Here is a 20350-nt window from a genome sequence, read left to right on the forward strand (position 1 = left end):
CTGATGAGTCATCGTCGACACTTTGCATCGAAGATGGTTGCTGTTGCTGCGTCTGTTGCAATGCTTGTAACTGGTTTTGCTGTTACGGGTAGTGCAAACGCTGCTAGCGAAAGCAATGAAAATCTAACTCTTAACCGTAAGGGTGTTATTGTTACTGCATTCCAGCAGAATTGGAAGAGTATTGCTAAGGAATGTGAGCAAACTTATGGTCCTGAGGATGTGAAGTATGTGCAGGTGTCTCCTCCGAATGAGCATGTAAAAGGTACTCAGTGGTGGACTTCTTACCAGCCTGTGAGCTATAAATTAAATTCTAAACTTGGCACTAAAGCTGAGTTTAAAGATATGATTGATACTTGCAAAGCTAAGGGCGTGGGAATCATTGCTGATGCCGTGATTAATCACATGACTGGTGCCGGTAATAAGGATACTGTTGGCGTTGGTGGAAGTGAATACGATGCGGCTGCGCAGACTTTCAAAACAGCTGGATATACTAAGGATGATTTCCATCAGAGTGCTGAAAATATTAAAAATTACAAGAATGCTGAAGAAGTTTGGACTCACAGGCTTGTTGGCTTGCTTGATTTGGATACTTCTAAGCCGCATGTTCAGCAAGTACTAGGCGGATATTTCGCTAAGCTACTGAAGATGGGTGTTGCTGGCTTCCGTATAGATGCAGTAAAGCATATTTCTCCAACAGATATGGCTGCAATTAAAGCTGAGGCTGCAAGACAATCTGGTAAAAATGCAGATGACATTTGGTGGATGCAGGAGACGATTGGTGATCCTTCTGAAGCTAAAGAAATACAGCCAGATAAGCATTTAAAGGAAGGTGAAGTCAACGAATTCCAATATTCGTACCGTTTAAAGAACGATTTTTATGGATCAATTTCGAATCTAAAGAATATTACTAATGATCTTGTTCCAAGTGATAAAGCTTCGATTTTTGTAACTAATTGGGATACTCCTCGCGAAAATTATGTGCGCACTCTTACTTATAAGGATGGTCCTCGCTACGAGCTTGCAAATGCGTTTATGCTTGCCTATCCGTATGGAAATCCAAATATTTACTCGGGGTATAGGTTTGATGCAAAGAATAAAGACGATGGTGCGCCTAATGCGACCGATACGTCTGTTCCAGATGTAGATTGTTCTCCAACAACTGGCTGGCAGTGCACTCAGCGTTGGACTTCGATTCGCGGAATGGTCGGCTTCTTTAATGCTGTAAATGGTGCGAAAGTCACCAATTGGCAGGAGAGTGACAACAATAACATTGCATTTAGCCGCGAGAAGAAGGGCTTCTTAGCAATCAACAATACGCCAAATGCAAAGAGAGTTTTGTATAAGACTGATTTGCTTGACGGCGAGTATTGCAATGTGTATGAGGCTGGAAACTGTTCTAAGACTGTTAAAGTTACAGGTGGTAAAGTTGCTGCGACTATTGCTCCTTATTCTGCAATTGCTTTGCATGTTGGTGCTAAAGCCGATGCCGCCAGTAAAACTGGTCCAGCACGTGATAAATCTGATCCAAAATACAATGTTGACGATGTTAAAGACCAGTCAACAACTGTTTACTTCAATGCTAACGGTAAAGCAGGTAATCCAAGTTCAGTAAATATTCATTATCAAATAAGTGGTAATAATTGGACTGTAGCTCCTGGATTGCCAATGCGCAAAGTTTGTGGCGATTGGTTTGCAAAGACTATTACTAATCGTGGTGAATTTAAAGCTGTATTTAATAATGGCATTGCAAAGAGCGATGGTAGCAGAGATTGGTATCACGTAAATGGCTGGGATGATGGCAATTTCACTATTCCTGCTAATGCAAAGAATTATGTAGTCAACGAAAATCTTAGTGGATCTAGTAATGTCTCAGATCTTCCTTGCAAAGCAGAATCTTCAAAACCTTCTGCATTAAAGACAAAGATTGTTATTCACTATAAGCAACAATCTAATGACAATCGCAATATGGGCGTCTATATGTGGGGTCTTAAAGATGCAGATGGTAAAGAGATAAAACCTGCTTGGCATGCGTTTAATGGTCAAGATGCTTTTGGTAAGACTTATACAGTTGAGGCTGATGGCACTTACGAGAGCGGAAAAGTCGGATTTATTATTACTACTGATCCAGGGCCTAATAACTCAAATTGGCAGAAAGACGGCGGAAATCGTTATATCTCGCAAATAGAAGATGGTGTTGGAGAAGCTTGGGTTTACGGAGGAGATTCGAATACTTTTGCTGAGCCTCCAGCTGAAGTTGCTAACAAGCTTAACAACATTAAAACGTTAAACGTTACTGTTCATTACCGCAGAACAAACAAGGATTACGCTGGTTGGAATCTCTGGACTTGGTATGGTAAGAAAGAAGGCGTAAAGCAAGATTTTACGGCTCATGATGATTTCGGAAAGATTGCAGAATATACGTTTACGGATAGTAATGGCGTAAAAGATCCAAAGTTTATTGTGCGCTATTCCATGCAAGGTAAGGATTGGGTTGCTAAAGATCCTGGTGAAGGCGATCGCGCAATTCCTGCAAAGGCAATCACTTTAAGTCAAGATGGTCAAGTTGGCAATGCTGAAATCTGGCTTATGCAGGGTGATAGTAGAGTTTACTTAAGTCCAAATGTAATCAACACGAAGTCTAATGCTATTAATGCTGATATTACGTCTTTGAATGAATTTACTGTAAATGTGAGCGGTGACCCTTCGGAAGTAAAGAAGGAAAATGTTACTGTAACTGATGTTACAGATTCAAAGAAAGATCAACATAAGGCAGTAGAAATCTCGCAAGTTGCTGTTGTAGATAATAAGATTGTAATCACTGCAAAGAACGAATTAGATCTTAAGAAAATGTATGAAATCAACATTAAGGGTGTTGGTGGAATGCCTAAAACAGTGTCTGTTTCAACTGTTAAAGGATCTAAGATTGTTCGCACTGATGAGTTCGATCAAAAGTATGCTTACGCGGGCGATGACTTGGGTGCTGTTGTAAAAGATGGTTCTACGACTTTCAAGCTTTGGGCACCAACTGCTACGAAAGTGGAGTTGGTAACTTATTCTGGCACTGATGAAAATTCTGCAGAAGCTAAAGCACAAGATATGAAGCTTGAAAGCAATAATAGTGTGTGGAGTATTACTACAGGTGATGCAAAAGCTGGAACTGCTTACACGTATAAGGTTCATTTTGCAGATGGTGCTGTTAATAATTCTCCAGACCCTTATGCAAAGGCTGCTGTGAGAAACGGAATGAGATCTGTTGTATTCGGTGGCAGTATGGCAACACCTGTATCTCGCATGGCATCGTTTGGTAAGCGACCAACTGATGCGACTATTGCAGAAATGAATATTCGCGATTTCTCGATTCATGAAAGTTCTGGCGTGGATGTTGCAAAGCGCGGCAAATATCTTGGTGTAATTGAACCTGACACTAAGAATGGGAACAAGCCAACTGGTTTGGATTATTTGAAGTCCCTTGGCATCACTCATGTGCAAATCATGCCAATGTATGATTTTGGTTCTGTGAACGAAGCAGGAGATTTGAGTTATGTTGCTACTAACGACAAAAATAATCCTCACCAAAACTGGGGCTACGATCCAATCAATTACAACGTTCCAGAAGGCTCCTATGCGTCTAATTCAGCAAATCCTGCTAAGCGTATTACTGAGCTAAAGCAAATGGTTAAAGGTTTGCATGATGCTGGATTGCGCGTGATTATGGATGTGGTTTATAACCACGTTTATAACGCGCAAAAGAACGCTTTTGGTCAAACTGTGCCAGGATACTACTTCCGTTACAACGATGACGGCAGCTTATCTAATAGATCTGGTTGCGGAAACGATACTGCTTCAGAGCGCAAAATGATGCGAAAGTATATTGTTGACTCTGTAAAGTATTGGGCTAAAGAGTACGGTATTGACGGCTTCCGATTTGATTTGATGGGATTGATTGACCTCGAAACCATGAAGGAAGTGCGTGAAGCTGTTCATAAAATTGATTCAAGCTCTATTATTCTTGGCGAAGGCTGGGATATGAGCCAATTGCCTTATGCAAACCGCACTATTCAGCCTAATGCGTATAAGCTTGCAGATAATAATGGCGTTGCATTCTTTAACGATTCATTCCGTGACGCTGTAAAAGGCCATGGAGATGATGGTGTTGCTGGATTTGTGTCTGGAAACAGAGGTAGCGACAATCTGGTAATGCAAAATCTTTACGGTTGCCAGCCTGGAAACGCAAGCTGCACTGGTAGGCAATACGCTAATGCTGGTCAGACTGTGCAATATGTTGAAGCTCACGACAATCTTAATCTTTACGATAAGTTGAAGAAATCTTTGCCTGGTGAATCAGCTGAGAATCTTAAAAAGCGAGTAAAGCTTGCTAATTCGCTTGTAATGTTTGCTCATGGCATGCCATTCTTTGAGCTTGGTCAAGAGTTCTTACGAAGCAAGAATAGTAATGCCAATAGTTACAATGCTGGCGATGGCGACAATTCCGTTAAGTGGGATTTGGTTAATAAGAATTCCGATGCTGTTGAGTACTTCAAGGCATTGATAAAGTTAAGAAACGAGATTCCAGCTTTACGCGATTCTACATATTCTGAAGTTAACAAGAATATGCATTGGATTAAGAGCAGTGATGGAATTAATGCGTTTAGCGTTGACAGCAATAATAAAACGTATGTGTTTATTTTCAATGCTAATGACAATGCTACTGACGTAAATATTGGCAAAGGAAAGTATCGCGTGCGCATTGCCGATGGAAAGGCTAACGGCAATGATGAGTCAAATTGGCCTGAAGTATCGGTAGATGATAATGGAAATTACAAGGTTGTTGCTCTTTCTACTGCAGTGCTTGTGAAGGATGCTGAAAAGAATAAGGATGAGAATTCTATTGATCTTGAAAAGGTCGCTGAATATAAATTGCATCCTGCTGACGTAAGTGAACTAGTTAATGGTCCTGTGAATCCAAAGCCTAAGCCAGAGCCGGAACCTGGTCCTCAGCCACAGCCAGCTCCTGGTCCTGTGACGCCGACACCTCAGCCGCCTGCTCCGTCTCCGGTGCCAACGCCTCAACCACAGCCGCATCCTACTCCGAATCCGCCAGCTCCGGCCCCTAAGCCTGGTCCAGTGGTTCCGCCAACACCGCAGCCAGCTCCTGCACCTGGACCCGTGACTCCAGCTCCTGCACCTGGACCGCAGCCAGTTCCTCAGCCTGGTTCTGACTCAACGCCTGGTGATTCCGGTTCTGGCTCTCAACATGGTCCACAGCAACCTTCTGTAGAAACTCATAATCCTCAGCAAGGTAGTACTAAGTCGGAGAATCCAAAGCAAGGAAATACGCAGCCTTCAGTTAAAAACAAGCCTGAGTCCGCTCCTGCTAATAAGACTCAAGAGCATGTTAATTCTGAAGATACTGCTAAATCCGAAAACAATGGAAAGACTGGCAAATCTGAGAGTGCTGAAACGCATGAAAATGTTGGAAAGTCTAACAATTCCACGAACGCTGGAAAAGATGCAAACGCTGAAAACACTGAGAAGCCTGCCCAGGTTGAGAATCATACTCAGAAGGCTGAGACTTCCACTTCAGTACCATCTACTTCAGCATCATCTGCACCGTCTGCTACGGCTCCGTCTGCTCCGGCTCCTGAAGCTCCTGCAACAGTTAAGCAGCTTAAGCCAGAATTAAAGGGTACTCTTACTGTAGGTAGCAATGATGTTGCAACAGCCGGCGTGGTAAACAATGTGAGTATTCATGTTGTAAACAGTGATTTTACCGAACGGTTGAAGAAAGATGGTGTGGTTTATGCATACGCGTACATTTACTCCAGGCCGCGCTTACTTAAGAGTGCAAATGGTTCTAAGTATGTAACTGTTCGCATGGTGAATGGTGTTCCTCAGTTTGATGCAATGTTCCCAGCTGGATACTCCGGGAAACACACAGTTGTATTGGTTGATGAGCAAGGTAAGCAACTAGCTTGGACTGAAATAACAGTAGTAAATAATGCTGTTAATCAGCGTGCTCATGAATTAAGTGCAACGGGCAGTAGCGTAGCGCAAATTGCATTTATTATTGCAATATTGTTGTCTGTTGCAGGTGCTTTCTCGATTAAAGTAAGGCGTTCTAAGCATCTGTCTCGCAATTATTAAAATTCAAAGCAATGCTTTTGAAGGCTTACGTTTTATGTTTTGAACGTATTATTTCTTAAGCACTGATATTAAAAATCGAGGGCAATGGCATCGGTGGTGTTATTGCCCTCATTTTTTGATTTTTAATTCTGCTTGTGTGCTGTTAACAATAGTTTATTTACACACATATCTGCGTTAGGGTGAGCTATACGGTTGTTATGATGTCAGTATTGAAGTGGTACAATTGCCTTGCTAGTAATATGCATTACGATGCCGGTTAGCAGCGTAGTAGCGTTAGCTGTCATTTGCATATTGCAGCTATCAGCATAACCAATGGAGAAGTATGCTGGTACCAACGGAGGAAAGGATATCGAATGAGTTTTCATCGACATTGTGCGTCGAAGATAACTTCGATTGTTGCGGCTGTTGCAATGTTAGTAACAGGGTTTGCTGTTGCAAATACTGCTAATGCTGCTAATTCAACAGAGGGAACATCAAATAAGGTAACGCTGGAAAATAAAGGTGCTACTGCTTCCCAACAAGATGTGACGAGCAAAACGACTGTCCGAATCCACTATAAGCCAAAAGCAGGGGATACTCGCGATATTGGCATTTGGCTATGGGGCAAAGACAAGGATGGCAAAGATTTACCTGGAGCTTGGCATAAGTTTACTGGCACTGATTCTTTCGGTAAAGTCTTTGAAACAACAGTTGACGGCGCGTTTAAAAACAAGTCTCTTTTCTTTATTACCACTACAGAAAAGTGGAATAAAGATGGTGGCGATCGTGCTATTGACAATTGCGAAGGTGGCCTTGCCGAAGCTTGGGTAACAGGTGGAACTTGGACAAATCCTGATGAAAAAGACACTAGCGATAGCACTAAGTTTACTGCTCCAGACAATCTTAAGAATAAGCCAAAAGAATTAACGGTAACAGTTCACTATCATAGGAATAAAGGTGATTACCAAGGCTGGAATATGTGGACTTGGGAAGACGATCGTAGTGGCACTGCTCGTCAATTCACTTCGAATGACGATTATGGCAAGATTGCAACCTTTACTGCTAAAAATGATGCTGGTATAGAAAATGCAAAATTTATAGTAAGGTATTCAACTTCTACTAATGAGTGGGAGTCTAAAGATTGTGATCAGGACCGTACGATACCTAATAATATTATCAAGCTCGATAAGAATGATCCTACTAAGGGCACTGCGGAAATCTGGCTTTTGCAAGGAGATCCTACAGTATATGTAAATGCCACTATGCCACAACTTACAGCTCACATAATGTCTGCTGATATCACAGGTCTTAAAAAATTGGCTGTAAAAGTGTCTGGCGATGTGTCTTCCCTGAAAAAATCTGATGTAACACTTTTGGATAAGAGTGAGAAGTCTCAAAAGGAAATTGAAATTGTTTCTGTTGAGAAAAAAGGATCAGATATTACCATTGAGACCAAGAATGAACTTGATATCAAACATCTGTATGAGTTGAACATTAAGGGATTAACTAAAAGTGTTGATCTTTCCGCTTCTTCTAAGACGGGCGCTAGCGTAATTCGTACCGATGAATTCGATAAGAAATATGCGTACAATGGTGATGATTTAGGTGCTGCGTATTCCGCTTCTTCAACTACTTTCAAGCTTTGGGCTCCAACAGCAACTGAAGTAAAGTTGATTACTTATAAGTCGACTGCTGAAAAAGCTGAAAAAGATAAAGAAACAGCTATGAAAGCAGAAGATCATGGCGTATGGTCTGCAAAGCTCGATGGAGATCAAGCTGGTACAGCTTATGCGTATGAAGTTCATTTTGCTGATGGTACAGTGAATGTTTCTGCTGATCCTTATGCTAAAGCTGCAGTAGTAAATGGTGAGCGTTCTGTCGTATTAGCAGATAAAGACGCGGGTAATGCTGGAAAGCGTATGCCAAAGTTTGCGCATCCAAGTGACGCAACAATTGCAGAGATGGATGTTCGTGACTTCTCGATCAATCCAAACTCTGGTATTAGCGATGCTCATCGCGGTAAGTATCTCGGTGTAGTAGAAGCAGGTACTAAGACCACAGATAAGCATAATGTTTCTGGCTTTGATTATTTGAAGTCGCTTGGTGTCACTCACGTGCAAATCATGCCAATGTATGATTTTGGTTCAGTGAATGAAACTGGTGACTTAGGCTATGGAAAACCAGGTGCTCAAAACTGGGGTTATGATCCGCAAAACTACAATGTTCCTGAAGGATCTTACTCTACAGATCCTGTCAATCCAACAACAAGAGTTAAGGAAGCTAAGCAAATGATTGCTGGCCTTCATAAGGCTGGCCTGCGTGTGATTATGGACGTGGTTTACAACCATGTTTATAACGCGCAAAATCATTCGTTTAATAAGACAGTTCCTGGATATTACTTCCGTTATAAGGATGGCGCTCTGAATGGTAATTCTGGATGCGGTAACGATACTGCTTCTGAGCGTCAAATGATGCGCAAGTATATTGTGGACTCTGTGAAGTATTGGGCTACGCATTACAACCTTGATGGCTTCCGATTTGATTTGATGGGCTTAATTGACCTGAAGACTATGCAGGAAGTGCGTGCTGAGCTTAATAAGATTGATCCATCAATTATTGTGCTTGGTGAAGGTTGGGATATGAATACTATGCTTCCTAAGAGTGATTCTACTATTCAACCTAATGGTTCTAAGATTCCAGGTGTAGCGTTCTTTAATGATTCATTCCGTGATGCTATGAAGGGTTCTGTATTCGACGCTAAGGGTACTGGTTTTGTCAATGGCAATACTAGTAAAGATACTAAGGCTCTGCTTGAGCATAATTTGCTCGGTTGCCAATTTGGCACAGGCGGTAAGACTGCAGACGGTAAGAATACGATTAAGTGCTGGAATGGTAATGCTGAAATGCACTTTGCTGATGCGGGTCAAGTAGTTCAGTATGTGGAAGCTCATGATAACTTGTCGTTGTATGATAAGTTAAAGGTTTCTGCTCCTAACGATACTGAAGACGTGCGCATGAAGCGAGTAAAGCTTGCAAATTCAATGGTTTTGCTTTCGCGTGGCATGCCGTTCATTCAGCTCGGCCAGGAATTCTTGCGAACTAAGAATGGTAACGGAAACAGTTACAATGCTGGAGATAAAGACAATGCTCTTGATTGGAATCGTGCAACAGAAAAGTCTGATTCTGTGAACTATTTCAGGGGATTGTTGAAGCTCCGTAAGAGCATTAAGTCTCTTCGTGATTTTGATTATGCAACAATTAACAAGAACATGAAGATGATTGCTGGCACTCCTGATGGTGTAATTGCTTACACGCTTAAAGATGGAGATAAACAATACGTTGTAGTGTTCAATGCTAATAATGCTGAAACTCAAGTAAAGATTCCAGCAGGAAAGTATGTTGCATTGGTTGCCAATGGTGAAGTAAATAGTAAGCCGAAGGCTGTGACTGTTGCTGCTAATGGAAAGTACAAGGTTGCTGCTCTTTCTACTGCTGTACTGCTTGATGCAGAAAAGAATTCGCAAACAACTCTAACTTCAACTTCGCTTGGTTATACTTCGAGTTCGGATCAGCAATCCTATGCTGCAACAACGCAAGAGCAGTCTTCTGGTGAGAATTCAACTTCATCTCAAAAGTTAACTGCAGATCAGAAATCCAAGAAAGCTATTACAAAACGTGGTCGTATGTTAAGTGCAACTGGTAGCAACATAGCGCAAGTTGTTGTAATGTGCGGCATACTTATAGCTGTAGCAGTATTGTGTTTGATGCGTAGGAAAACACGTTAAGCATATTGCTTAATATGTGTGCTACATATTCGAGTAGGTTCTTGAATAGTAAGCTACGCTAAAAACATATATGTACTACGAGGGCGATGGCATCGGTGATGTTATCGCCCTCAATTTTTTGATTTTTGCTTGCGTGTTGCATGCTTTTTTAGAAATTTTTTGCGTAGCATAATTTCGGGCGTTTTCTAAAATTATAGAAGCCGTTTTCCTTTATATAACAAGGGTTTGTATACGTTTTCTAAAAAGTAACATTTTACTTATATTTTTGAAAATATGAGCATAGTGCACGAATAAATATTTGCATTTGTACTTTTGCAGTGTTAGCATCATTCTCAACACAAACGAATATCGAATACTTCGGTTGAGGTTTGTGCGTGAACCACAGTCAGCTAATGAGCTTAAGGAGGCAGTTATCATGCGTAACATGAACATGAATGCTGAATCTCACAATGCTCTTGACGCTGCACGTATGTGGTGGTGGCAGTCTTCTCTTTGGCGTGAGTTTACTCTGAAGTTTTAGAAGCTGCGTATAAAAGCTTGTAAAAGACCTCCGGGGTAAGCCCGGGGGTCTTTTTGTATACAAGCTTAAATTTTCAAAATAACCAAATCACAAAACAAATCACAAAACAAATCACAACAAAATATTCGATAGCTTTATATGAACAATATAAAGCCCAAACAAGGAGAGAAATCATGGCTCAAGAAATTAACGAAACCGTTAAGGAAACTTATAACAATGATGCAAAGGCAACTACTGATGCTGCTGCAGCAATGATGCAAAATGTAAAAGTTAAGCATCATGCGCTGGATATTACTTCGCTGGTGCTGGTTGCTGTACTGTTCGCCGCAGGCTGCATTCTCGATTTCACGGTTGCGAAGTCACTTTCTATTGGCAACATTCAGCCGGAATTTGTTATTGCTTCCTTCTGCCTGTCAATTCTGCTGGTTCGTCCTAATATTCTGCAAGGAGCTATTATTGGTGCTCTCGCGGCAACATTGATTCAGTTCAATACGTCGATTCCAGGACTTGAGTACGCTTGCGATATTCCAGCAGCAATTGTTATGACTTTGATGATTATGGCTTATGTTCGCGTTTTCCCTAAGGATGCTGCTAGAAAGTTCAGTATTTTCCCACTTATAGCAACTTTTATAACTACAGTTGTTTCTGGTTTAATATTTGCATCTACTGCATCTTTCTTTGTTCTTCATTCTCCTAAGACGATTCTTGTTATGCTTCCAATCATTTTTGGAACTGCTGTGTTTAATGCTGTTGTTGTTGAAGTTCTTTACACTCCAATTCGACTCGTTTTGCATAAGTAGCACAGTTTGTGTTTGCAATATGTGTTAGGAATGTTTGGTAAATTATATAATCGTTAGATAATAATCAATAATTAGTAATCAATTTATTGGTTTTAAGAGTTAGGAATTATTGTGCCTTTGCTTGAGTTAAAAGATGTGTCTTTTAAGTATGTGAATCGGAATAAAGATGATTCTTTGGACTCTTCAAAGGCACAAGATTCCACTTTTGCACTAAAAGATGTAAGTCTTAGCGTAGAATCTGGCGAATTTGTGGGAATTATTGGCCCTTCAGGATCTGGAAAAACAACTCTTGCTTCGCTTTTTTCTGGTGCTATTCCGCATCATTATTCTGGCGAACTCTTAGGAAGCGTTAAAATTGCAGGTCAAGACACTAAAAATCTTGCTTTAACTAACATTGCTTGCTTAATTGGATCTGTTATTCAAGATATTGATGCGCAAATGGTTGCTGCAAACGTAGAAGATGAGATTCTTTTTGGCTTAGAAAACTTTGGCGTTGCGCATAGCGAAATACCAAGTCGAATAGATGAAGCTTTGCAAATTGTTGGCATTAGTGACTTGCGCAACCGCGATTTAGACACTCTTTCTGGAGGTCAAAAGCAGAAAGTTGCGATTGCTGCTATTCTTGCGCTAAAGCCTAAAGTTATGGTGTTAGATGAGCCTACGTGCGCTTTAGATCCTGTTTCTTCTAAAATGATTTTTTCGATTCTTAAAGATTTGAATAAGAATTTTGGAATAACTGTTGTTGTAATTGAGCAAAAAGTGGCGCTTTTAAGCGAGTATTGCAAGCGTTTAGTTGTGCTTTCTAATGGCACTTTGGCGCTTGATTTACCTTTACCGCAAGCGTTGAAAAACATGGATTTGCTGTATTCTATTGGAATAAATTATCCGCGTACTACGCATTTGGTTAATGATTTGCAGCGTGAGAATATTTGCTATAAAAGCGATTTGCCTGTGTCTGTAGAAGATACAGTAAATACTATTGTTAATACGATTAATAGTGAAAAATCTTTGACTTCACATGTTGATTCACATAGTGATTCGCCTAGTGAATTTGATAATAGTGAGTGTGATTCAAATAAATTGGCGGTTGCTTGCGACTTTCCCCACGAATCGCAAGTCTCCGCACAATCTTCCGCACAAAATAAATCGAAAAACAATTCGCCATGTCTTTCGCTTAAAAACGTCAGTTTTTCGTATCAGAGTGGCGTTAGTGCGCTAAAAAACGTGTCTTTTGAAGCTTACGCTGGAGAGCTTGTAACTCTTGTTGGTAGAAATGGTGCTGGTAAAACAACTATTACCAAAATTATTAATGGTTTATTAAAACCAACAGAAGGCAGCGTAACAATTGATGGCGTTGACACTAAGTCTCTTCGTATCAGTCAAATAGCAAAATATGTTTCTACGCTATTCCAAAATCCTGACCGGCAATTATGCAAAGAAACAGTACTTGAAGAAGTTACTTTAAGCTGCACTCTAATTGGTCAGAATGAGGACGAAGCTAAAGCTCACGCAATGGAAATTATTGATGAGTTGGAGCTGGATCCTGAAGCTAGCCCGTTTATGCTTTCGAGAGGACAGCGTCAAATGGTGGCGCTTGCTGCAACGGTAGTGACGCATCCTAAAATTTTGGTGCTCGACGAGCCAACTTGTGGTCTTGATTACAAGGAATGCATGAGAATTATGCAAGTTGTAGAGCGTTTAAGAAAAAACGGTTGCTGTGTGATTATGGTTTGTCACGATATGGAAGTTGTTCTTGATTATGCAACTCGACTTATAACAATTAATGATGGAAAGCTTATTATTGATGGTTCAGCATACGATGTGTTTGAAAAGCCGGAAGTGTGCTCTGCTGCGGCATTGTATCCGCCATTATTATGTTCCGTTTCTCAAGGCTTGGTTGCGCATGGATTTAATAAGTGCAATGGCTTGTATGTGAGAGAAGAATTAGTAGAAGCGTTGCGCGGCGAAAAAATCACAAAACAGACTGTACAAAATCAGCAGAATTAACAGAAGCAATAGAAAACTAAAAGTAGCAAATAGAAGTAAGAAGTAAAGGCGTCTGATATTTATGAAAACTAGATTATTAACCTACCAACCAGGTAATACTTTTCTTCATCGCACTAATCCTATTGCAAAACTAATTCTTGCTGCGAGTGTTGTAGTAAGCGTGTTTATTGCTAAACAGTATTCTGTGCTTATTGCGCTTGTAGCTATTATTTTTATTGGTATGGCTTTTACTGGAGTTGTTAAAGCATTATCTGGTCTTATTAAAGCTATGCTAATAATTTCTTGCGTAATGTTTTTGCTGCAGACTGTTATTGCTCAAAGTGGCAACTATATTTTCTTGTGGTTCACATTGCACGGCATTGATATTGGCGCAAAAGCTGCTTTAAGATTGTTCTGCTTTGCTTTTCCTCTTGTAACAGTTCTAACTGTGACTAAATTAAACGATCTTGCAAATGCTGTAGTGCAATATTTGCACGTGCCATACTGCTACGCTTTTACTATTACAACAGCAGTGCGTTTTGTACCAATTTTTGCTTACGAAATGTCTCAAATCACGGAAGCTCAAATGGCTCGTGGTGTTGAATATGATACTAAAAATCCGTTCAAAAAAATAAAGCTTATGATGCCGCTTATTGTACCTCTTTTAGTTTCTTCAGTTCGAAAAGCAGACAGTTCCGCACTTGCTGCCGAGGAGCGCGGGTTTTATTTGCGTACTCGCAAATCCTCGTATTATAAGTATCAATTCGGGTGGCGCGGATTTTTATCTGTATTTATTTCTGCGCTTATTATTGCTTTACCAATATGCACATCAATCTTCTTGGCAAATCTCGTGTAAATTATTTATGTAATAATGAAATAATAAAATAATCTACGAGGCTATTAATGAAAAGTCTAGGGATTTGGCTTAAAGGTGCAAGAATTTACACATTGCCAATAGGTTTAGTACCTGTTGTGATGGCATTTGCTGTTGCTTTACGAATGATTCGGTTTTCATGCTTTGGGGAATCTTACGTGCATTCTTGGCAGTGCGCTCTTCAATGTTTCCTATGTGCAGTGGTTGCTGTATGTATGCAGATCTCAGTTAATTACGCTAATGATTACTGTGACGGGCTGAACGGTTTAGACGACAATCGTAGCTTACGTGCCGTAAGTGGTAGCAATAATTCTAAACCCTTGTGTGATGTCTCTTGGCGTCTTGCAAATGCTGGTATTAAGCCGAAAGCAGTGCTGAAAGCTGTAATCATTTCCGCAATAATTGCGTGTATTTTTGGTTTTATTATTGTTGTACGCACAGGAATATGGTGGTTTATTCTGCTCGGAATTGCATGCGTTGCTGCAGCATGGTTTTATGCTGGAGGAAAGCACCCTTATGGTTATAAAGGTTGGGGAGAAGTAAGTGCTTTTGTGTTCTTTGGACCCGTGCCTTTTATTGGAACCTTATGCGCAGTTACTTATGGAATTGGCGTACAAGCTAACAGCATATTTATTAATAACCCGTTAAGAATTTTGACTTGTGTGCTCATGTCTTGTATTCCGGGAGCTTATTCGGCTTGTCTAATGATGGTGAACAATCTTCGAGATATTGCAAGCGATGAGAAGCACGGTAAGATAACTGCAATGGTAAGGCTTGGCGAGCACAATGGTAGGCGTTTATGTGCCACGATGAGCACTATAGCAATGCTGTTATTACTAGCATATTCAGCTTTGATTATTGTTTTACCTTCCGCAGTGCCTTCAATATGGCGTTTTGGTAGTGAGGAAGTTCTCTTCAGTTTTAGCATGATTATGTGCAACGCTAGATGGCATCTATTTGTTGCTGTTTTTCAGTGGATTATATTGGTAGCTCTTGTAATAAAAGCATATAAATTTATTAAATGTGTGCTTCGTGGCGATTATAAGAATGCTTTTCCTCTGTGCGTTGCTCAGGCAATGTTTGCTGCTACAGCTGTATTGTTGTCGGCGATTATATGAAATAGCCAAAATGGTGCGAATAATGTACATTTTTTCGCGCGTCTTGTAAATCTTATGATATCATTGATTGACACAAACATGGTGCGCGTACGGTTGTTTGAAGACATGCAGAGTCATGTTATGAGGCGTGAATTTACTACTGTTTGAATGCTGAGCGTGCACGCCGTGTTAATGATGCATGGCGATGTTGCCCTGTGAATGAGTGGCAAGGAAATGAGGTTGTGATATGTCAGTTGCAAATGACAATGAGGGGGCAGAACCTACTGTGCCTGTGGTACTTACTGATGATGAGTTGCGTAAAGCTGCCGATGAGGAGTCTGCTCAACGTGAGCTTAGCAAGAAAAATAGTCACGGCGTTCGAACTGTTGTTGTTGCAGAAGACGAAGCAGTGAACCGTATGGATTTAGTAGCAATGCTTGAAGATAACGGCTATAAGGTTGTTGGTCAGGCTGCTAATGGTCAGGAAGCTATTGAATTAACTCGTGAGCATCGTCCGGACGTAGTTTGCATGGATGTTAAGATGCCGGTAGTTGATGGTATTACAGCTGCTGCTACTATCTGCGACGAAAATATTGCTCCAGTAGTTATGCTGACTGCTTTTTCGCAATCTGATTTAGTAAAACAGGCAACCGGTGCTGGAGCGATGGCGTACGTAACTAAGCCGTACGAGGAGTCTAAGCTTCTTCCTGCGTTGGAAGTTGCAATGGGTCGTTTCAGTGAGATTAACGATTTGTTGGATAGCGTAGAGCGTACAGAAAACAAGTTACGTGACACTGAAGATCAGCTCAAGAAAACTGAAGAAAAGCTCAAGAAAGCTGAAGATACGTTAGAGGAGCGTAAGCTTGTCGACCGTGCTAAAGGCTTGCTTATGGATAAAGCTGGATTCTCAGAGCAGGGTGCTTTCCGTTGGATTCAGAAGACTTCCATGGATCAGCGTATTCCTAAGAAGCGCTTAGCTTTGGCTATTATCGCTAAGTATAGTGATGACAAACCTGAGCCTGAATCTGAAAATTAAGATGTAAGTAGAGCTTATGCTATGGTATAAGCTCACATATTATAACAAGTAAATTACGGAATGTAGGTGAAGAGTCAACAGTGGATGCCAACATCGTCGAAGAACATTATTCGCAGAACAAGAATGATAAGGGGACGTTGTTGGTCGTTGATGGCCACTCGCTTGCATTCCGTGCTTTTTTTGCGATTTCAGTAGATAATTTTTCTACGCGCTCAGGTCAGGCCACTAATTCTGTCTGGGGCTTTATTACCATGCTTTCGGAAGTGGTAAAAAAAGAGCATCCTGATCGTTTAGCTATTGCTTTTGACGTTAAAGGTGGCACCTTCAGAAATACTTTGCTGCCCCAGTATAAAGGGACTCGTGATGCTGCACCTGAGGAATTGCTTTCTCAACTTCCGCTTATTCAGCAATTGTTGACGGCTCTTGGAGTTACCTATATTGAAAAACCGGGCTACGAAGGTGACGATGTTATTGGCACGCTCGCAACTATGGGTGCCAATGCTGGCTATCGTACGCTTGTACTTTCTGGTGATCGCGACGCATTCCAACTCATAGATAACAATATCACCGTGCTATATCCAGGTCAGCATTTCAAAGATTTGAAAGCTATGGATCCTGCTGCTGTATTCGAAAAGTATCGTGTTACTCCTCAGCAGTATCCGGATTTGGCAGCGTTAAGAGGAGAAACTGCCGATAATATTCCTGGAGTACCAGGTGTCGGTGACGGTTATGCAGCGAAGTGGATTAATCAGTTTGGTAGCTTAGAAGGTATTATTGCTCACGCTGACGAAATTACTGGCAAAAAAGGTGAGTCTTTACGCGAAAATATTGACCAAGTGCGTCTAAATCGTAAAGTTAATGCTTTAGTAAGAGATTTGGATCTTGGAGTAAGCGTAGAAGATTTACGTTTCGGCGAAGTTGACGCTGTAAACTTGGGGAAATTGCTATCTCAACTCGAGTTTGGCGAGTTAAAAAAACGCAAGATTTTGAAAACCTTCAATCTCGTGCCGAAACAAACTCTTGAACGCAATATGCAGATTATGCTTTCGTCTATTTACAACGATTCCGATACTTCTTCTGCAGATGAGGAGTCGGATCAAGAGATTGATGATATTCAATCAATGCTAGCGAGCATACATGTACATCATGTAAAATCACTGGAAGATTTTCTGAACTGGCAGCGCTGTGTTTCGCCTATTATGAAGCAGTCGGCTGATTTGCCTGATAATACTAGCGTGAATTCTGGTGATTTATCTCATGATTTATCTCATGATTCCGATAAAAATTACGGTATTGATGCGTCGAAGCAGTGTGCTGCTCGTATAAAAAATAATACGGAATTAACTTTGTATGCTCACGAGCGAAAATGTGTAGCAAGTAGACATTTTGGTTTGAAAGCAGATTCTCTCGTCATGCTTGTTGGTCACGAAGCGGCAGTATTATATGCTGACGATATTGCTTCAAAAGAAAAGAATATTTTGCCGTCTTTGCGAGAATTTTTGAATGCTCATAGTTCCGCTATGGTGTTGCATGATTATAAGAAACATTTAGCGTTGTTTAAATCTTTGGGAATATTACAGGATAACAGCGAAAATATTTGTATGCCACTTCTTGATACGAGACTGGCATCGTACCTTTTGGAACCTGATTTTCGTGCAGACACTATTGAAACTGTAGTTGAGCATTATTTAGATATTCACCCATACGAGGGTGATGCTGATGCTCAAAAACCTGAGCAGGGTGAGCTTGACCTTCTTCTTGATGATGACACTACGCGTGAGGAAACGAAAGCTGAGGCTGAAGCAAGCAGGCTTCGTGAAGAAAATCTGCTAAGAATAGTGATTCTTACTCGTTCGTTAGCTCGTCAATTCGCTCCTAAAATTGATGCGCGGAAGCAGACAGGGCTTATGTCCGATTTGGAAATGCCGGTTTCGCGCGTGTTAAGAGGCATGGAAGACACTGGTGCTGCAGTAGATTTACAGCGTTTAGAGGATATGTTCCGCAAATTCTCCTCAGACGCAGAGTTTGCGCAGAATATGGCATGGAAGTTGGCAGATAAGCGCGTGAATTTACAAAGTCCAAAGCAACTCCAGCAAATTCTGTTTGAACATTTTGGTCTCAAGCCTACGCGACGCACGAAAAGCGGATCATACACTACTAATGCGGAAGCTTTGCAGGAAATGTATGCGAAAACCGATCCAGATGAAGCGTCAAGCCAATTTTTGGGAGCATTGTTAAAGCATCGTGAAACAAATAAGTTGAAACAAATTGTGCAAAGCTTAATTGAAGCTGCACATTATGACGACAATCGTATTCATACTACCTTTGAGCAAACTATTGCTGCGACAGGTCGCCTCAGCTCAACTGATCCAAATTTGCAAAATATTCCTAACAAAAATGCTACTGGACGTGAAATCCGTGCTGCTTTTGTGCCTGGGGAAGGCTTTGAATCGTTAATGAGCTGCGATTATTCGCAAGTCGAATTGCGTATTATGGCTCATGCTTCTCAAGATAGCACGCTTATTAAAGCATTTTGTTCTGGAGTAGATTTCCATAAGTATGTAGCAAGTTTGGTTTACCAAATTCCAGTAACGCAGGTTAATGCGGAGCAGCGTTCGCATGTAAAAGCTATGAGTTACGGTTTGGCCTACGGGTTGAGCACTTACGGTTTAGCTAAGCAACTTTCTATTACTCCTGCCGCTGCTGAAGTGTTGAAAAATAAGTATTTTGATACTTTCGGAAACGTACACGATTACTTGGAATCTTTGGTTGCGCAAGCCCGAAAACTTGGTTATACGGAAACAATGTTTGGCCGCCGCCGCTACTTCCCGCAGCTTTCTTCAACGCATAGAACTGTTCGCGAGGCAGCAGAGAGAGGCGCCCTTAATGCTCCAATTCAAGGAACTGCGGCGGATATTATGAAACTTGCTATGCTTCGTGTTGATGAAGGATTGCGTAAGGCGAAACTGCTAAGCCGTGTTATTTTGCAGATTCACGATGAACTTATTTTGGAAATTGCTCATGGTGAACAAGAATCAGTGGAAACTGTGGTTCGTCAAGCGATGGAGCATGCTGTAGAGCTTGATGTTCCGCTCGATGTGTCTACGGGTGTTGGAGCAGACTGGCAGCTAGCAGCGCACTAATGGTGCTGATATCTTTTATTTGTATACGTTCTTACAAATATTATATGTGAGCCGAGCGATAGGGGGCATTATGACTACGTTATACGAGGCTGCTAAGGCGTTGGAGCAGTTGTATCCATTGCGTTATGCGGAACAGTGGGATGCCCCAGGACTGATTGTTGGTGATGTGCGTAAACGTGTACAGCGTATTGTTTGCGTATGCGATCCCACATTGGCAATGGTTGATCGTGCGCTTGCAATGGGAGCGGATTTGCTTGTCACTCACCATCCCTTGTTCTTTAGGGCGGTGCACGAAGTAGCAGGCTTTGGGGTACGAGGCGAAATTGTGCGCCGGTTGATTGAGAATAATTGCGGCTTGTGGGTTGGCCATACTAATGCTGATGCGGCTTGGCGTGGGGTTGCTCATGCTGCGGCAGATTCTTTTGGTTTGCACAATCTTCGTCCGCTTGTACCACAATCTCAGCCAGATTCTTACGGTCATGAAGTTGGTTTAGGGCGTATTGGAGAACTTAATTCTCCGGTTACTTTGCGCGATTTTGCTCATACAGTATTCAATGCTTTGCCTCGCACGCATTTTGGAGTGCAAGTTGCTGGTAATCTTGACGCTCAAGTTCGTTCTGTTGCTGTGTTGCCTGGTTCAGGGGAGAGTTTGTTTGACGAAGTGCGTGCTGCTGGCGTCGACGTGTATGTTACTAGTGACTTGCGTCATCATCCTGCAACGGATGCTATTGAGCAGGCGCGTTATGAAGCTCAGTTGCGATTTGATTGCGGATTGGAGTCTTCTCAGAACATGCGTCCTATGCTTATCAATACGCCACACAGCGCTATTGAATCGTTATGGTTTAATTATGCTGTTGGCGACATTGCAGATTCCGTTGCGAAAATTTCTGGAGAACGTCCCGAGGTGACTTGGATTGGTGAAGCCTGTGATCCTTGGAATTACGTAATTAATTAAATGCTGTGTAAAATATAAATTTTCAGGTTTC

Annotated in this window: 8 protein-coding genes and 1 pseudogene; all 9 read left to right on the plus strand. The window is 41.4% G+C overall.

The annotated features are described in order from the left end of the window. The first annotated feature begins 3 nt into the window (after window positions 1-3). The 9 genes and pseudogenes from pulA (HXT56_RS02030) to HXT56_RS02070 all read left to right on the plus strand — a co-directional run bounded on the left by pulA (HXT56_RS02030) (window position 4) and on the right by HXT56_RS02070 (window position 20319). On the plus strand, window positions 4-6144 hold the full coding sequence (pulA, locus tag HXT56_RS02030; RefSeq protein WP_421778310.1) for a type I pullulanase: 6141 nt from the start codon (window positions 4-6) through the stop codon (window positions 6142-6144). A 533-nt stretch (window positions 6145-6677) separates the two neighbouring features. Then, window positions 6678-9647 (plus strand): annotated as a pseudogene (pulA, locus tag HXT56_RS02035) (type I pullulanase); the annotation flags it as partial. Between the two features lie 954 nt (window positions 9648-10601). Continuing rightward, window positions 10602-11228, plus strand: a complete 627-nt coding sequence (locus HXT56_RS02040; RefSeq protein WP_421778311.1) for a tryptophan transporter — start codon at window positions 10602-10604, stop codon at window positions 11226-11228. A 111-nt stretch (window positions 11229-11339) separates the two neighbouring features. Continuing rightward, on the plus strand, window positions 11340-13235 hold the full coding sequence (locus HXT56_RS02045; RefSeq protein ID WP_421778312.1) for an ABC transporter ATP-binding protein: 1896 nt from the start codon (window positions 11340-11342) through the stop codon (window positions 13233-13235). Window positions 13236-13296: 61 nt separating this feature from the next. Continuing rightward, the gene (locus HXT56_RS02050) at window positions 13297-14070 is read left to right on the plus strand and encodes an energy-coupling factor transporter transmembrane component T family protein (RefSeq protein ID WP_421778313.1); all 774 of its coding nucleotides are present in this window, start codon (window positions 13297-13299) and stop codon (window positions 14068-14070) included. Between the two features lie 47 nt (window positions 14071-14117). Next, window positions 14118-15206: a 1,4-dihydroxy-2-naphthoate octaprenyltransferase gene (gene menA, locus HXT56_RS02055; protein ID WP_421778314.1), complete on the plus strand. Its 1089-nt coding sequence runs from the start codon at window positions 14118-14120 to the stop codon at window positions 15204-15206. 226 nt (window positions 15207-15432) lie between these two features. Continuing rightward, a complete protein-coding gene (locus HXT56_RS02060; protein ID WP_116711612.1) occupies window positions 15433-16221 on the plus strand; it encodes an ANTAR domain-containing response regulator in 789 nt (262 codons plus the stop codon). Between the two features lie 80 nt (window positions 16222-16301). Further along, window positions 16302-19364 carry a DNA polymerase I gene (polA, locus tag HXT56_RS02065; RefSeq protein ID WP_421778315.1) on the plus strand — a complete coding sequence of 1021 codons (3063 nt, stop codon included), beginning with the start codon at window positions 16302-16304 and terminating at the stop codon, window positions 19362-19364. Between the two features lie 70 nt (window positions 19365-19434). Continuing rightward, complete coding sequence (locus tag HXT56_RS02070; RefSeq protein WP_421778316.1) at window positions 19435-20319, plus strand: Nif3-like dinuclear metal center hexameric protein; 885 nt, start codon at window positions 19435-19437, stop codon at window positions 20317-20319. Window positions 20320-20350: the final 31 nt, after the last annotated feature.

The organism is Gardnerella nova (genome assembly GCF_049244055.1).
Classification (GTDB): Bacteria; Actinomycetota; Actinomycetes; order Actinomycetales; family Bifidobacteriaceae; genus Bifidobacterium; species Bifidobacterium vaginale_H.

What these genes read in the sequence shown, in the direction of transcription:
- pulA (WP_421778310.1), top strand. Translation starts at nt 4, where the DNA reads ATGAGTCATCGTCGACACTTTGCATCGAAGATGGTTGCTGTTGCTGCG.
- HXT56_RS02040 (WP_421778311.1), top strand. Translation starts at nt 10,602, where the DNA reads ATGGCTCAAGAAATTAACGAAACCGTTAAGGAAACTTATAACAATGAT.
- HXT56_RS02050 (WP_421778313.1), top strand. Translation starts at nt 13,297, where the DNA reads ATGAAAACTAGATTATTAACCTACCAACCAGGTAATACTTTTCTTCAT.
- menA (WP_421778314.1), top strand. Translation starts at nt 14,118, where the DNA reads ATGAAAAGTCTAGGGATTTGGCTTAAAGGTGCAAGAATTTACACATTG.
- HXT56_RS02060 (WP_116711612.1), top strand. Translation starts at nt 15,433, where the DNA reads ATGTCAGTTGCAAATGACAATGAGGGGGCAGAACCTACTGTGCCTGTG.
- HXT56_RS02070 (WP_421778316.1), top strand. Translation starts at nt 19,435, where the DNA reads ATGACTACGTTATACGAGGCTGCTAAGGCGTTGGAGCAGTTGTATCCA.